Below are 13,959 nucleotides of genomic sequence, written 5' to 3'. Positions count from 1 at the left end.
GCAGTGCTGCGCAGGGGACGCGAGAACAAGGCGTCGCGGTACGAGCTGCGGCCCCCGGATCCGCACCCGTCCGGCGCGAAGCCACCGGAGATCCCGCGTGAGCTGGTGCCGAAGCACGTCGCGCTGGTCATGGACGGCAACGGCCGGTGGGCCAACCAGCGCGGCCTTCCGCGGATCGAAGGGCACAAGCGCGGTGAGGCGGTGATGATCGACGTCGCCGCCGGTGCCGTCGAGATCGGCGTCAAGTGGCTCTCCGTGTACGCGTTCTCGACGGAGAACTGGAAGCGCAGCCCCGAAGAGGTGCGGTTCCTGATGGGCTTCAACCGCGACACCATCCGCCGCCAGGTCGACTACCTCGGCTCGATCGGCGTGCGCATCCGGTGGGCCGGGCGGCGGCCGAAGCTGTGGGCGTCGGTGATCAAGGAGCTGCAGGCGGCCGAAGAGAAGACCAAGCACAACACGGCGCTGAACATGACGATGTGCGTCAACTACGGCGGCCGGGCCGAGCTGGGCGACGCGATGCAGCGGATCGCGCGTGACGTCGCCGACGGCAAGCTGAACCCCGACAAGGTCAACGAGAAGACCATCGGCAAGTACCTGTACCAGCCGGACATGCCGGACGTGGACCTGTTCCTGCGGCCGTCGGGGGAGCAGCGGACGTCGAACTTCCTGCTGTGGCAGTCGGCTTACGCGGAGATGGTCTACCAGGACACGTTGTTCCCGGACTTCGACCGGACGCACTTGTGGCGCGCGTGCCTGGAGTTCGCGAAGCGGGATCGCCGCTTCGGCGGCGCTGTCGACCAGGCGTCGTCATGAGCGCGACCGAAGCGGCCGAGACTGCGGAACTGCTTACGCAGGCGAAGGAATCGCTCGAGCGCTACCTCGAGGTGCACGTCGACGACGACGGCGCGCTGACGTTCTCCCACGGCGACGTTCCGTGCGTGATCCAGGCGACCCGGCTCGGCGAAGGCCTCACGGTTCTCTCGCTCACCTGCGTGGTCGGCTGGGACCTCACGGACGGGCCGGAGCTGTCGATCGCCGTCGCCGAGCGGGCGGGGCAGGGACTGTTCGGGACGCTGGGCGTCGGGCACTCGGACAACGGCGTGGACGTGACCCTGCGGTACGCGTTCCCGGCGGCGGGTCTGGACGCCGCGGCGCTCGGGACGTTGCTGATGCTGGTGGTGTCGACGGCGTCGCAGCTGCGGACCGATTTGCCGGGAATCGCGCCCGGCGAGTAACCCACTCGGGGTGTCGTTTCGCCGCGAACGGCGAATTCCGGCCGGAAACCGGCACTTTTCGACCGTTCGCGGATGTGCGGTGCTCTCGCTGTCGGACGCGGCTGGCATCATCGCCGTCGTGAACATGGTTTCCGACTCGGCTCGGCGCACCCGCCGGTTCCGCATCAGCTCCGTCGAGGTGCTGTGCGCGATCCTGCTGGTCGCGATCCTCGCCCAGGGCTGGCTGCAGCAGGCGTTCGACGTGCCCGCGCTGCGCACGGGCTCGACCGTGTTCGTCGCCGTCTGCGTGCAGGCGTTGCCGTTCCTCGTGCTGGGCGTGCTGATCAGTGGCGCCATCGCGGCGTTCGTGCCGGCCCGGGTGCTGGAGAAGGTGCTGCCGAAGCGGGCCGGCGCGGCGGTCGGTGTGGCGGGCCTGGCCGGGGTCGCGCTGCCGGGTTGTGAATGCGCTTCGGTGCCGGTGGCGCGCCGGCTGATGGGGCAGGGCGTGGCCCCGGCGGCGGCGCTGACGTTCCTCCTGGCGGCGCCGGCGGTGAACCCGGTGGTGCTGGTGGCGACGGCGGTGGCGTTCCCGGGCCGGCCGGAGATGGTGCTGGCGCGCTTCGCGGGTTCGCTGGCGACGGCGATGGTGATGGGCTGGCTGTGGGCCCGCTGGGGCAAGCTGGAGTGGATCACGTCGCGGGCGCTGCGGCGCCTGCCCGAGGTGGCGGCCGGGCAGCGGTGGCGGGTGTTCGCCGAGACGGCCCGCACGGACCTGGTGGAGGCGGGCGGTTTCCTGGTGCTGGGGGCGCTGATCTCGTCGGCGCTGAACGTGCTGGTGCCGGCTCACTGGTTCGGTGTGCTGGGCGACCAGCTGGTGCTGGGCGTCGTGGTGATGGCGGTGCTGGCGGTGGTGCTGGCGCTGTGCAGCGAGGCGGACGCGTTCGTGGCGGCGTCGCTGACGGCGTTGCCGATGCTGCCGAAGCTGGTGTTCCTGGTGGTGGGGCCGGCGGTGGACGTGAAGCTGTTCGCGTTGCAGGCGGGCACGTTCGGCCGGTCGTTCGCGGCGCGGTTCGCCCCGGCGACGTTCGTGGTGGCGATGGCGTGCGCCGTGGTGGCCGGCCTGGTGGTGGGGGTGGCATGAGGCGCGAAACGCAGAACATCCTGCTGATCCTGCTCGGTGGCGCGCTGGTCAAGATCGCGGTCAACGGCGACTACCTGCGGTACGTCAAGCCGGCGCAGCAGCCGTGGATCATCGCGGGCGGAGCGGTGATGGTGCTCCTGGGCGCGGTCGCGATCGCGCGCGACCTCCTGGCGGCGCGGGCGAAAGCGGCCGCCGAGCAGGACCACGGCCATTCTCATTCGGCGCGCCCGGCGTGGCTGCTGCTGGTGCCGGTGCTGGCGGTCTTCCTGGTCGCCCCGCCCGCATTGGGCGCCGACTCGGTGATCCGCACGGAGGCCCGCGCCCCGGCGAGCGCGGCCGCCGCCAACGCCGCCGCTTTCCCGCCACTGCCCGCGGGGAACGTGGTACCGCTGACGGTGAACGAGTTTGTCAGCCGAGCAGGCTGGGACGCGGCGGGCACGCTCGACAACCGCACGGTCTCGTTGACGGGGTTCGTGGTCCACACGGGCGGCCGCACGCTGCTGGCCCGCCTGGTGATCAGCTGCTGCGCGGCGGACGCGTTCCCGGTGACGGTCCACCTCCGAGGAGGCGAAGCCGACCACCTCCCGAGCGACGCGTGGATCCGGGTGACGGGCTCGGCCGTCCCCCGCACGGCGACGAAGGACAACAGCTACACGCCGGACTTCACGCTGGCCTCGATCACGACGGTCCCGGCGCCCAAGGACCCTTACGAGTACTGAGCCGGGGAGCCGCTGGCCCAGTGTGGGCGGGGTGGGCGTGGCCGCGTCGAGACCTGGGACGCACCTCAGCACCACACCCGCAGGCGACCCCGAAGCCCGCGTCAGTGCTCCCCGCAGGTCCCCGTGATCTCCACCGTGTGCGAGATCTCCGAAAAGCCGTGCTCGGCCGCGATCTTCTCCGCCCAGCGCTCCACCGCCGGCCCCTCGACCTCGACCGTCCGGCCGCACAGGCGGCACACCAGGTGATGGTGGTGGTGCGCCGAGCAGCGGCGGTAGATCGCCTCGCCCGAGTCCGTCCTCAGCACGTCGATCTCGCCGGCCTCCGACAGCGACTGCAGCGTGCGGTACACCGTCGTCAGGCCGATTCCGTCGCCGCGTTTGCGCAGCTCGTCGTGCAGTTCCTGGGCCGACCGGAAGTCGTCGACGGTGCTCAGCAGCTCGACGACCGCCGCGCGCTGGCGGGTCGATCGGCGCCCGGGCACCGGGGCCTGGCTGCGCGGTACGACGGCGTTCATCACTTTCCTTCCTGCACGTGGGCGACGGCGTCGACGACGATGTGCGCGAGGTGGTCGTCGGCGAGCCGGTACACGACCTCGCGGCCGCGACGCTCGCCCTGGACCACCCCCGCGGTCTTCAGCACCCGCAGGTGCTGGCTGATCAGCGGCTGGGCGACGTCGAGGGCGTCCACCAGCTCGTGCACGCACCGGTCGGCCGCGCGCAGCTGCAGCACGATCGCGATCCGGACCGGGGCCGCCAGCGCGCGCAACAGGTCGCCCGCGTCGTTCAGGACCGACGCGGGCGGGTGGGCCGGGGTCCCGGCCGGTGCCGGGGCGCACTCCGCGAGGCCCGGCTGGGCGCCACCTCCGGTGACTGTCGCCATTCCCGCCTCCACGCTGCTCGTCATCGCCGCCGCCGACCATGAATTCCGTAGTCATTGCCGATAACGGCACCACCCATCCTAGTGTTCCCCCGGGTAGCACCCGCTCCGTCACCGAGCACTGCGGACTACGGCCGGTCGTACTCCCCCATTCGGGTGAGTTCGTGGGGAATTGCCTCTTCGGCTTCGCAAGTAGTGGCCGACGGTGCAAGGTTGTCGCGGAGCGTTTCGTCGCTATCTCGTACGCTGGCGACCCGCCCGAGCAGAGCAGTGGGGAGACATGACCCGTTTCGTGACGAAAGCAGCCGCACTGACGGCCGTCCTCTTCCCGCTGGTCGGCGCCGGGGTGGCCGGGGCGCAGAGCCAGGCCGTCGACGAGAAGACCGGGCCGGTCTCGTTCGCGAACATCGCGTCGATCCGGATCGGCGGCGAAGGCCAGCACGGTGGCGCCCTGATCACCGAGACCCAGCGCTCCCCGCTGCTGCCCGGCCAGTCGAAGCTCGGCACGGACCGCGTCACGGTCCCCAAGGACGACGGTGAGCGCGCGACCTTCGGCGGGCACTACCAGATCGACCTCGGCCGCTACAGCGGCGGCAACCCGTACCCGGCGGGCGTCGCGAGCCGGGACCACAACGTCGTCGCCGCGCTGCAGGCGACCACCGTGCCCACCGCCGTCGCCGAGACCAGCTACGCGCTGCGCGACAACTGGCAGGGCGCCGCGAAGGCGGCCGACAACACCGTGCTCGTGCTCGAAGGCGCGAAGACGGCGGTGGATTGCACCGCGCCGTCGAAGCTCACCGGCACCTCGTCGGTGACCCGGCTCTGGGTGCGCCAGGGCGGCGGCCTCGGCATCGTCCCGATGCCCGGCGGCAGCGCCGGCCTCGAGCTGAAGAACCTGCGGCTCGGCCCGCCCGGCGACATCACGAACGCGAGCAAGGACACGACGGTCTCCGACCTCAAGCTGACCCGCGTCGGCGCGTTCGACCAGCTGATCCGCCAGGACGGCTGGCGAGGCGGCGACTACACCGCCGTCGCCGGCTGGCGCGTCGAGATCACCACCCACGTCAAGGACGCGGCGGGCGCCGCGCTGCAGGACGTGCAGACGAACATCGTGCTCGGCGGGGTCAGTTGCTCGGTGCCGAAGGGATTCGTCGCGAAGGCCTCGGGCGGCACCGGCGGCGGCAAGAGCGCGACGCAGGCCGCGGTGCCGACGCAGGTCCCGGCCGGGTACCTCGGCGCGGCCGCGCCCGACACGGGCAGTGACGGCTCGCGCGTCCCGCTCGGCATCGGCCTGCTCTTCGGCGGGGTGTTCTTCGGGGCCGTCGCGCTGCTGCTCGGCCGGCGCCGCAAGTCCGGGACGGACTAGGTGCTGCGCACCGGGCTGGCCGCCGTCTCGGCGGCGCTGGCCGTGGCCGCCTTCGCGGCCGGCGTCATCCTGCTGACCTGGTTGCCGCCCGAGCCGGCGGCGCTCGCCGCGCCCCCGCCCGGTTCGCTGCCGGGGGAGAACGCGGCCCCGGCCGTGCTGCCCGCGGACAGCGAGTCTGCCGCGCAGCAGCGCCCGGGCACGGTCCGGCTGCCCGGCGGCGCCACCGCCCGCCTGGTCCGGACGGAGCTCACCGACCGCGGCGTCCTCCCGATCCCGCGCGGCCTGGGCGACGCCGCCTGGTGGGGCGCCAAGCTGGGCGCGGCCCAGGGCGCGGCGCTGCTGTCCGGCCACGTGAACTGGGAAGGGCAGCGGGGTCCGTTCGACGAGCTCTGGCGCATGCGTGACGGCGACCAGGTGAGCGTGGTCGACGCGCGGGGCGGCCGCTGGGTCTACCGCGTCGACGACGTCGTGACGCTCCCGAAGGAGACGCTGCCGGAGCAGGCCGCGAAGTGGTTCGGCCAGGACGGCCCGCACCGCCTGGTCCTGGTGACCTGCGGCGGCGACTACGTCGGCGGCACCGAGGGCTACGACGAGAACCGCCTGGTCACGGCCACGCTGGTGACGCGCCCCACCGGCTGACCGGATCCGGTGCAACCTCCTTCGCCGGCCGCCGCATGTGTGTCTTCGCAACGGCACGGACAGCGAAGGAGCACAGGCGCATGCAGGAGCAGAACCCGGCGGAACCGAAGAAGGGCCCCGGCCGCTGGTGGATTGTCGGCGTCGCCGGCGCCTTCCTGGTCGCGGCGCTCGTCGCCACGCTGCTCATCTTCACCGGAAAGGATGAACCCGCCGGCGCGAACGGCACGACCACGCCCGTCGCGGCCGCGGAACAGCCCGCCGGCCGGCAGGCGGAGCCGGACACCGGCCGGGCGCCCGCGCAGCTGTCCCTGCCCGGTGGCGGTGCCGCGAAGCTCGTCCAGGAGGACCTCGACGCCGCGGGCGCCCTCAAGATCCCCGAGGGCCTCGACGAAGCCGCCTGGTGGGGCGCGAAGCTGGGCGCCGACCACGGTGTCGCGCTGCTGTCCGGGCACGTGAACTGGAAGGGCAAGAAGGGCCCGTTCACCGAGCTCTGGCAGGTCAAGCAGGGTCAGGAGGTCAAGCTGACCGACGCCGCCGGCGGTGCCTGGGTCTACCGGGTCGACGCGACCGAGACCATCCACAAGTCCGAGCTGGCCGGCCGGTCGGAGCAGCTGTTCGACCCGGACGGCCCGCACAAGCTGCTCCTGGTCACCTGCGGGGGCGAGTACGTCGGCGGCAGCGAGGGCTACGAGGACAACCGCGTCGTGACGGCGTCGCTGGTGTCGCGGCCGTAGGTTCACCTGCGCGAAAAGCGGTGGGCACCGGCGGATACCCTGGACGTTCCAGTCAGACAACCGTCCCGCAAGCTTTCCGGAGCGTGGAGTGCCCACGAACACCATCGATACCGTAGTCAGCCTGTGCAAGCGCCGTGGTTTCGTCTTCCCCAGCGGAGAGATCTACGGCGGTACCCGCTCGGCGTGGGACTACGGGCCGCTCGGGGTCGAGCTCAAGGACAACATCAAGCGCCAGTGGTGGAAGACCGTGGTCCAGGGCCGCGACGACGTCGTCGGCCTCGACTCCTCGGTGATCCTGCCGCGCCAGGTGTGGGTGGCTTCGGGGCACGTCAACGTGTTCACCGACCCGCTGATCGAGTGCCTCTCGTGCCACAAGCGGTTCCGCGCCGACCAGCTCGCCGAGGAGTACGCGGGCCGCACCGGCAAGGAGACCACCGAGGACGACCTGTCCGACGTGCCCTGCCCGAACTGCGGCACGCGCGGCCAGTACACCGCGCCGCGGGACTTCAACATGATGCTGAAGACCTACCTCGGCCCGGTGGAGTCCGAAGAGGGCCTGCACTACCTCCGTCCGGAGACCGCGCAGGGCATCTTCGTGAACTTCACCAACGTCCAGCAGACGACGCGGAAGAAGCCGCCGTTCGGCATCGGCCAGATCGGCAAGTCGTTCCGCAACGAGATCACGCCGGGCAACTTCATCTTCCGGACGCGCGAGTTCGAGCAGATGGAGATGGAGTTCTTCGTCGAGCCGGGCGAAGACGAGACGTGGCACCAGTACTGGATCGACGAGCGCACGAAGTGGTACACGGACCTCGGCATCAAGGCCGACAACCTGCGTCACTTCGAGCACCCGAAGGAAAAGCTCTCGCACTACGCGAAGCGCACCGTCGACATCGAGTACCGGTTCGCGTTCAACGCCGGGCAGGAGTGGGGTGAGCTCGAGGGCATCGCCAACCGCACCGACTTCGACCTGACCACGCACTCGAACCACTCGGGTCAGGACCTGTCGTACTTCGACCCGGTGTCGAAGGAGCGGTACCGCCCGTTCGTCATCGAGCCGGCGGCGGGTGTCGGCCGGTCGATGATGGCGTTCCTGGTCGACGCCTACCACGAGGAGCAGGTCCCGAACGCCAAGGGCGGCACCGACACCCGTGTGGTGCTGAAGCTCGACCCGCGGCTGGCGCCGTTCAAGGCCGCGGTGCTGCCGCTGTCGCGCAACGCCGACCTGACCCCGAAGGCGAAGGCCGTCGCCGACCTGCTGCGCAAGCACTGGAACATCGACTTCGACGACGCCGGGTCGATCGGCAAGCGCTACCGCCGCCAGGAGGAGATCGGCACGCCGTACTGCGTGACGGTCGACTTCGACAGCCTCGACGACAACGCCGTCACGGTCCGCGACCGCGACACCATGGCGCAGGAACGCGTCGCGATCGACAAGCTGGAGTCGTACCTGGCCGGCCGCCTGATCGGCTGCTGACCCCGCTTTCCCGCCGAAGCCGCCCCGCACCCCGCGGGGCGGCTTCGGCGCGTTCGACCCCTGACACCTGTCACCCTCAGGTCGTGACGCACGGTCTGGGAACCCGGGCCGCCCGGGCGGCAGCCTGGGGGCATGCGAGAAACAGACATCCAGGCGGTGGCGGCGGGGGCCGCGATCCACCTCACCGGCCTGCGGAAGCACTACGGCGACGTGCACGCGGTCGACGGCGTCGACCTGACCATCGCCCCGGGCGAGGTGGTCGCCCTGCTCGGCCCCAACGGCGCCGGGAAGTCCACCACCGTCGACATGATCCTCGGCCTCAGCACGCAGGACAGCGGCGAAGTGCGTGTCTTCGGCCGCAAGCCGATCGACGCCGTCCGCGCCGGCCTGATCGGCGCGATGCTGCAGGGCGGCGCCCTGATGGACGACTTGACCGTCGCCGAGACGGTCGGCATGGTCGCGGCCCTGCACCGCCGGCCGATGCCGGTCGCCGAAGCGCTGCGCGCCGCCGGCGTCGAAGATCTGGCCGGCCGCCGCGCCAACAAGCTGTCCGGCGGGCAGAAGCAGCGTGTGCGGTTCGCCGTCGCCCTGGTCAGCAACCCCGACCTGCTCATCCTCGACGAGCCGACCGCCGCGATGGACGTCGGCACCCGGCGCGAGTTCTGGCAGTCGATGTACGCGTTCACCGAGTCCGGTCGCACGGTCCTGTTCGCCACGCACTACCTCGAAGAGGCCGAAGAGTTCGCCGACCGGGTCGTGCTGATGCGCCGTGGCCGCGTCGTCGCGGACGGCTCGGTCGCCGAGGTCCGCGCGCTGGCCGGCGGCCGCACGCTGCGGGCCGCCGTCCCGGGCGTGACCGAAGCCGTCGTCGCGGCGCTGCCCGGCGTCAAGGAGTTCGAGCTGCGCGGCGACCGCGTCGCGATCTCCACCGCCGACTCGGACGCGACGCTGTGGGCGCTCAAAGCCGCGGTGCCCGCCGTGCACGACGTCGAGATCAGCGCCGTCGGCCTCGAAGGCGCCTTCCTCTCCCTGACCGCCGACGAGACCCCGGAGTCCGTGCGATGAACGCCACCTACCTGCTCACCGAGATCCGCCGGAACTTCCGGGCGCCGCGGTTCCTGATCTTCGTCGTCGCCTTCCCGGTGCTGATGTTCCTGTTGCAGGCCAACGTCTTCACCAAGTCGTCCGATCCGGAGCACGCGCAGATCGTGGCCGTGATCATGATCAACATGATGACGTTCGGCGCGTTCGCCGCCGCGACGAACAGCGGCGCCCGGCTCGCGCTGGAGCGGGCCGCGGGCTGGCAGCGACAGCTGCGCCTGACCCCGCTGACCGGCAGCGGCTACCTGGCCGGCAAGGGCGTCTCCGGCCTGCTCGTCGGGCTGCCCGCGCTGATCCTCGTGCCGGCGCTCGCCGTGGTGGGCGAAGGGGTGCACCTCGACGCCGCGGGCTGGGTCCGGATCTTCGCCGGTGTCTGGCTCGGCACGATCCCGCTGGTGCTGCTCGGGCTGCTGCTCGGCCAGTTCGGCACGCCGGAGTCGATGCAGCCGATCAACATGCTGGTCACCCTGGGCATGGGCTTCCTGGGCGGGCTGTGGATCCCGATCGAGACGATGCCGGGCTGGATGCACGACGTCGCCCAGCTCATGCCGACGTACTGGGTGCTGCAGCTGGCGCGGCCCGCGGTGACCACGGACATGGTCGTGTCGCTGCCGACCGCGGTGGGCGTGCTCGCGGCGTGGACCGTCGTGCTCGGGGCCCTCGTGATCAGGCGTTACCGTAAGGACAGCGCCCGGGTCTGAGGGCCGGGAACAGGGGAATGGGAACGGCGATGGCCAAGGACGAGGCGCAGAAGTACGGGCTGGGCACCCGCGAGACGTGGTGGGAGGACCCGCCGCCCAACCGCGGCAAGAGCGGGCCGGACAAGTTCCGGTGGCCGTTCCTGTCGATCGTGTTCACCCTGCCCTACCTGATCCCGGTGACGAAGTCGCTGCTGGCCGTGGACCGGGTGACGCCCGGCGTGGTGGCGCTGTGGGTGCTCGTCTACGGCGTCGCGGTGTCCTACGCGCTCTTCCCGGTGGCGTTCGACCGCGGCCGCCCGTTCCGGTTCGCCTACAGCGTGTGGATGCTCGCCCTGGGCCTGACGGTGGTCGCCGCGACGCACACCAACCCGTTCGTCCTGCTCTACGGCACCGCCGCGCTGGTGTTCCTGCTGCCGCTGGCGTGGGTGGTGCTCCTCGACGGCGCGGCGCTGCTGGTCGCGGCGGTGATCCTGCTGGTGAACGGCCGGTTCGGCGACAACTGGGGCGACCTGGTCACCGTCGGGTCGGTGACGATGGCGATGTTCTTCATGTCGAGCCTGGTCCGGGCGGTCCGGCGCCTGCAGCTGGCCAACGAGGAGATCGCCACGCTCGCGGTGGCGAACGAACGCGAGCGCGTCGCCCGTGACCTGCACGACCTGCTCGGGCACAGCCTCACCACGATCACCGTCAAGGCGGGGCTGGCCCGGCGGGTGCTGGAAAGCTCGGGGGACATCCCGCGCGCGGTCGAGGAGATCCGCGAGGTCGAGGGCCTCACCCGCAGTGCGCTGTCCGACGTCCGCGCCACCGTGTCGGAGTACCGCGAGGTGTCGCTGTCGGCCGAGATCGTCGGCGCCCGGGCCGCGTTGCGGGCCGCGGAGATCGACGCCGACCTGCCGCACGCGGTCGACAACGTGCGGCCCGAGCTCCAGAGCGTCTTCGGCTACGTGCTGCGCGAGGCCGTGACGAACGTGCTGCGGCACTCCGGTGCCAAGCTGGTCAAGGTGAAGCTGGGGGACACCTGGCTGGAGGTCGAGGACGACGGCACCGCGACCGAGGTCGTGCCGGGCAACGGTCTGCGCGGGCTCACCGAGCGGCTCGCCGCGGTGGGGGGCACGGTACGCGCGTCGGCGCGGTCCGGGGGAGGATTGACGGTGCGGGCGGAGGTTCCGCTGCCCGAACCCCGCGCGGCCGCTCCGGCCGTGCGCGCCGAACCCGCGGGAGGACTCGCTTGATCCGGGTGTTGCTGGCCGACGACCAGGCCATGGTGCGCGGCGCGCTGGCGACCGTGCTCGGCCTCGAATCGGACATCGAGGTGGTCGGGCAGGTCGGCTCGGGTGACGAGGTGGTGGCCGCCGCGCGCGAGACCGAGCCCGACGTCGCCCTCCTCGACGTGCAGATGCCGGGCAAGGACGGGCTCGAGGCGGCGGCCGATCTCCGGGCCGCGCTGCCGTCGTGCCGGGTGATCATCTGCACGACGTTCGGCCGTCCCGGCTACCTGGCCCGCGCGATGGCGGCGGGCGCGGCCGGGTTCGTGGTCAAGGACGCCCCGCCCGAACAGCTCGTCGAGGCCGTCCGGCGAGTCCACAGTGGACTCCGGGTGGTCGACCCGGCGCTGGCCGCCGAATCGCTGGCCACCGGCGCCAGCCCGCTCACCGGAAGGGAGCGGGATGTGCTGCGGGAGGCCAAGGACGGCAGCACGGTGGCCGACGTCGCTCGCGCGCTCCACCTGTCGGAAGGGACCGTCCGCAACCACCTGTCCGCGGCGATCGGCAAGACCGGCGCCCGGACGCGGGCCGAGGCGGTGCGGGTTTCCGAGGAGCGCGGCTGGCTCTGAGCGGCCGGCGGCCTTCTGACAAGATGGTCCGGGTGGGTACCGCTGAACGCACCAAACCGACGCTGGCGAGCTGGGCGCGCCGGATCGTCTTCGGCACGGTCCTCATGCTGCTCGCGCTCGTCGGCGGCACGGCGTTCCGCGTCTGGCAGGTCGCGCGCGAGAACGACCGCACGGCCGCCGACGTCATCGTGGTGCTGGGCGCGGCGCAGTACAACGGCAAGCCGTCGGACATCTACGCGGCGCGGCTGGAAAAAGCGAAGCAGCTCTACGACGCGGGCGTCGCGAAGACGATCGTCACCGCGGGCGGCAAGAAGGCCGAGGACAACTTCACCGAGGCCCGGGCCGGCCAGCTCTGGCTGACCCGGCACGGCGTGCCTTCGTCCGCGACGCTGGCGGTCGGGGAGGGCAGCGACACGCTGCGCAGCCTCCGCGCGGTCGCCGACGAGGTCCAGGGGCGCGGCTGGCACACGGCGGTGCTCGTCAGCGACCCGTGGCACTCGTTCCGCGCCCGGACCATGGCCGGCGACCTGGGATTGGACGCGTGGACCGCGCCGACGCACAGCGGGCCGATCGTGCAGGAGCGCGTCACCCAGGTGCGCTACATCGTCCGCGAGACGGGCGCCCTGCTGTACTACCGCCTGACGAAGACCCCGGCCGACGATCTCTTCGCCACGTTCCTCGGCTGAGTTTGTCGGTCCTCCCGTTTAGGCTGGCCGGGTGGAGTACACCGAGCACGACACCGCCCGCCTGCTGCCGGAGCCGGCGAAGGGCGCGGCGCTGCCCGGTACGCGGGCGGACGGGCGCAGCGCGTTCTCGCGCGACCGGGCCCGCGTGCTGCACTCGGCGGCGCTGCGGCGGCTCGCCGGCAAGACCCAGGTGGTCGGGCCGGGGGAGGGCGCCGAGGTCACCGGCGTCCCGCGCACGCGGCTGACGCACTCCCTGGAGGTCGCGCAGATCGGGCGGGGCATCGCCGACGAGCTGGGGGCGGACCCGGACCTGGCCGACACCGCGGGGCTGGCGCACGACATCGGGCACCCGCCGTTCGGGCACAACGGCGAGCGCGCGCTCGACGAGGTCGCGGCCGCGTGCGGCGGGTTCGAGGGCAACGCGCAGACGTTGCGCATCCTCACCCGCCTCGAGCCGAAGCTGCTGTCCGACGACGGCGACCCGGTCGGGCTCAACCTGACCCGCGCGTGCCTGGACGCGACCACGAAGTACCCGTGGCCGCGCAAGCCGGGGCAGGTGAAGTACGGCGTGTACGCCGACGACGTCCCGGTGTTCTCGTGGGTCCGCGAAGGAGCGCCGGCCGAGCGGACGTGCCTGGAAGCGCAGATCATGGACTGGGCGGACGACGTCGCGTACTCGGTGCACGACGTCGAGGACGGCGTGCTGGCCGGCCGGATCAAGCTGGGCGTGCTCGCCCACCCGGACGAGCGCGCGGCCGTCGCCGAGGCCGCGGCCAAGCACTTCTCGGCGCAGTCGGTGTCCACTTTGGAGGATGCGGCGGCGGAGCTGCTGGCGCTGCCGGTGGTGGCGGCGCTGACGTCGGCGGAGCCGGACGGTTCCCCGGGCGCCCAGGTGGCGTTGAAGCGGTTGACGAGCGAGCTGGTCGGCCGCTTCACGACGGCGGCGGTCACGGGCACCCGAGCGGAGTTCGGGGAGGGCCCGCTGGGCCGCTACCGGGCGCGGTTGTGCGTCCCGGAGCAGGTCGCGGCGGAGGTGGCCCTGCTGAAGGCGCTGGCGCTGCGGTACGTGATGAGCGACCGCCGCCGGCTGGCGATGCAGGAGGGGCAGCGCGAGCTGCTGGTGGAGCTGGTCCACGCGCTGGCCCGCCGGGCCCCGGAGTCCCTGGACCCGCTGTTCGTCCCGGCCTGGAACGCGGCCCGCGACGACGCGGGGCTGCTCCGGGTGGTGGTCGACCAGGTCGCCTCCCTCACGGACGCGCAGGCCCACACGTGGTACTCCTGGCACGTAACCCGCCACCACCGCTGAGGTGTGCTCGAGCAGTCGACACGCGTGATCCGAGGGTCGACACGCGTGATTGTGAGGTCGACACGGCTCCGGACCGGGTCTTCGCCGTGTCGACCCTTCATGCGCGATCCTCGGCACGCTGCTGCTGGTCCGGAACTGGCTCACCCGGGCGCGGTTCCTGC

At 72.0% G+C, this 13,959-nt stretch carries 16 protein-coding genes; 14 read left to right on the top strand and 2 right to left on the bottom strand.

What is annotated here, in order from left to right:
* Positions 1-3: 3 nt before the first annotated feature.
* From ABZ342_RS07385 to ABZ342_RS07370, 4 genes are all read left to right on the top strand, one after another.
* On the top strand, positions 4-816 hold the full coding sequence (locus ABZ342_RS07385; RefSeq protein WP_155545754.1) for an isoprenyl transferase: 813 nt from the start codon (positions 4-6) through the stop codon (positions 814-816).
* Positions 813-1,238, top strand: coding sequence for a YbjN domain-containing protein (locus tag ABZ342_RS07380; protein ID WP_155545755.1), 426 nt, complete (start codon positions 813-815; stop codon positions 1,236-1,238). Before ABZ342_RS07385 ends, ABZ342_RS07380 begins: the two co-directional genes overlap by 4 nt.
* A gap of 124 nt (positions 1,239-1,362) precedes the next feature.
* Positions 1,363-2,358 carry a permease gene (locus ABZ342_RS07375; protein ID WP_360470251.1) on the top strand — a complete coding sequence of 332 codons (996 nt, stop codon included), beginning with the start codon at positions 1,363-1,365 and terminating at the stop codon, positions 2,356-2,358.
* Positions 2,355-3,077 (top strand): TIGR03943 family protein, encoded by a 723-nt coding sequence (locus ABZ342_RS07370; protein ID WP_360469790.1) that lies wholly within the window; start codon positions 2,355-2,357, stop codon positions 3,075-3,077. The genes ABZ342_RS07375 and ABZ342_RS07370 overlap by 4 nt, the downstream gene beginning before the upstream one ends.
* A gap of 101 nt (positions 3,078-3,178) precedes the next feature.
* Here ABZ342_RS07370 and ABZ342_RS07365 read toward each other — a convergent pair whose 3' ends face one another.
* Positions 3,179-3,592 carry a Fur family transcriptional regulator gene (locus tag ABZ342_RS07365; protein WP_155545757.1) on the bottom strand — a complete coding sequence of 138 codons (414 nt, stop codon included), beginning with the start codon at positions 3,590-3,592 and terminating at the stop codon, positions 3,179-3,181.
* Positions 3,592-3,957 (bottom strand): metalloregulator ArsR/SmtB family transcription factor, encoded by a 366-nt coding sequence (locus ABZ342_RS07360; RefSeq protein ID WP_360469787.1) that lies wholly within the window; start codon positions 3,955-3,957, stop codon positions 3,592-3,594. Before ABZ342_RS07360 ends, ABZ342_RS07365 begins: the two co-directional genes overlap by 1 nt.
* A 277-nt stretch (positions 3,958-4,234) precedes the next feature.
* Between ABZ342_RS07360 and ABZ342_RS07355 the strand changes: the two genes are divergently transcribed.
* The 10 genes from ABZ342_RS07355 (at position 4,235) to ABZ342_RS07310 (ending at position 13,798) form a co-directional block, all read left to right on the top strand.
* Entirely contained in the window at positions 4,235-5,320 is a 1,086-nt protein-coding gene (locus ABZ342_RS07355; RefSeq protein WP_360469784.1) for an LPXTG cell wall anchor domain-containing protein, read from the top strand.
* Positions 5,321-5,959: a class F sortase gene (locus ABZ342_RS07350; protein ID WP_155545760.1), complete on the top strand. Its 639-nt coding sequence runs from the start codon at positions 5,321-5,323 to the stop codon at positions 5,957-5,959.
* An 80-nt stretch (positions 5,960-6,039) separates the two neighbouring features.
* Positions 6,040-6,693 (top strand): class F sortase, encoded by a 654-nt coding sequence (locus ABZ342_RS07345; protein ID WP_360469780.1) that lies wholly within the window; start codon positions 6,040-6,042, stop codon positions 6,691-6,693.
* Between the two features lie 88 nt (positions 6,694-6,781).
* Positions 6,782-8,170: a glycine--tRNA ligase gene (locus ABZ342_RS07340; protein ID WP_155545762.1), complete on the top strand. Its 1,389-nt coding sequence runs from the start codon at positions 6,782-6,784 to the stop codon at positions 8,168-8,170.
* A gap of 132 nt (positions 8,171-8,302) precedes the next feature.
* On the top strand, positions 8,303-9,235 hold the full coding sequence (locus ABZ342_RS07335) for an ABC transporter ATP-binding protein (RefSeq protein WP_360469778.1): 933 nt from the start codon (positions 8,303-8,305) through the stop codon (positions 9,233-9,235).
* The gene (locus ABZ342_RS07330; protein ID WP_360469775.1) at positions 9,232-9,972 is read left to right on the top strand and encodes an ABC transporter permease; all 741 of its coding nucleotides are present in this window, start codon (positions 9,232-9,234) and stop codon (positions 9,970-9,972) included. Before ABZ342_RS07335 ends, ABZ342_RS07330 begins: the two co-directional genes overlap by 4 nt.
* A gap of 29 nt (positions 9,973-10,001) precedes the next feature.
* A complete protein-coding gene (locus ABZ342_RS07325) occupies positions 10,002-11,204 on the top strand; it encodes a sensor histidine kinase (protein WP_360469772.1) in 1,203 nt (400 codons plus the stop codon).
* Positions 11,201-11,806 (top strand): response regulator transcription factor, encoded by a 606-nt coding sequence (locus ABZ342_RS07320; RefSeq protein ID WP_155545764.1) that lies wholly within the window; start codon positions 11,201-11,203, stop codon positions 11,804-11,806. The genes ABZ342_RS07325 and ABZ342_RS07320 overlap by 4 nt, the downstream gene beginning before the upstream one ends.
* Positions 11,807-11,838: 32 nt before the next feature.
* On the top strand, positions 11,839-12,492 hold the full coding sequence (locus ABZ342_RS07315) for a YdcF family protein (RefSeq protein WP_360469769.1): 654 nt from the start codon (positions 11,839-11,841) through the stop codon (positions 12,490-12,492).
* A gap of 31 nt (positions 12,493-12,523) precedes the next feature.
* Complete coding sequence (locus ABZ342_RS07310) at positions 12,524-13,798, top strand: deoxyguanosinetriphosphate triphosphohydrolase (protein WP_155545766.1); 1,275 nt, start codon at positions 12,524-12,526, stop codon at positions 13,796-13,798.
* Positions 13,799-13,959 lie beyond the last annotated feature (161 nt).

It is taken from the genome of Amycolatopsis sp. NPDC005961 (assembly GCF_040629235.1).
Classification (GTDB): Bacteria; Actinomycetota; Actinomycetes; order Mycobacteriales; family Pseudonocardiaceae; genus Amycolatopsis; species Amycolatopsis camponoti.
Note: the sequence above shows the minus strand (reverse complement) of the source record. Positions and strands in the feature narration are given on the sequence as shown.

Bases quoted from the DNA above. Each gene is read 5' to 3' on its own strand.
- ABZ342_RS07380 (WP_155545755.1), top strand. From the start codon at position 813: ATGAGCGCGACCGAAGCGGCCGAGACTGCGGAACTGCTTACGCAGGCG.
- ABZ342_RS07375 (WP_360470251.1), top strand. From the start codon at position 1,363: ATGGTTTCCGACTCGGCTCGGCGCACCCGCCGGTTCCGCATCAGCTCC.
- ABZ342_RS07370 (WP_360469790.1), top strand. From the start codon at position 2,355: ATGAGGCGCGAAACGCAGAACATCCTGCTGATCCTGCTCGGTGGCGCG.
- ABZ342_RS07365 (WP_155545757.1), bottom strand. From the start codon at position 3,592: ATGAACGCCGTCGTACCGCGCAGCCAGGCCCCGGTGCCCGGGCGCCGA.
- ABZ342_RS07360 (WP_360469787.1), bottom strand. From the start codon at position 3,957: ATGGCGACAGTCACCGGAGGTGGCGCCCAGCCGGGCCTCGCGGAGTGC.
- ABZ342_RS07355 (WP_360469784.1), top strand. From the start codon at position 4,235: ATGACCCGTTTCGTGACGAAAGCAGCCGCACTGACGGCCGTCCTCTTC.
- ABZ342_RS07345 (WP_360469780.1), top strand. From the start codon at position 6,040: ATGCAGGAGCAGAACCCGGCGGAACCGAAGAAGGGCCCCGGCCGCTGG.
- ABZ342_RS07335 (WP_360469778.1), top strand. From the start codon at position 8,303: ATGCGAGAAACAGACATCCAGGCGGTGGCGGCGGGGGCCGCGATCCAC.
- ABZ342_RS07330 (WP_360469775.1), top strand. From the start codon at position 9,232: ATGAACGCCACCTACCTGCTCACCGAGATCCGCCGGAACTTCCGGGCG.
- ABZ342_RS07325 (WP_360469772.1), top strand. From the start codon at position 10,002: ATGGCCAAGGACGAGGCGCAGAAGTACGGGCTGGGCACCCGCGAGACG.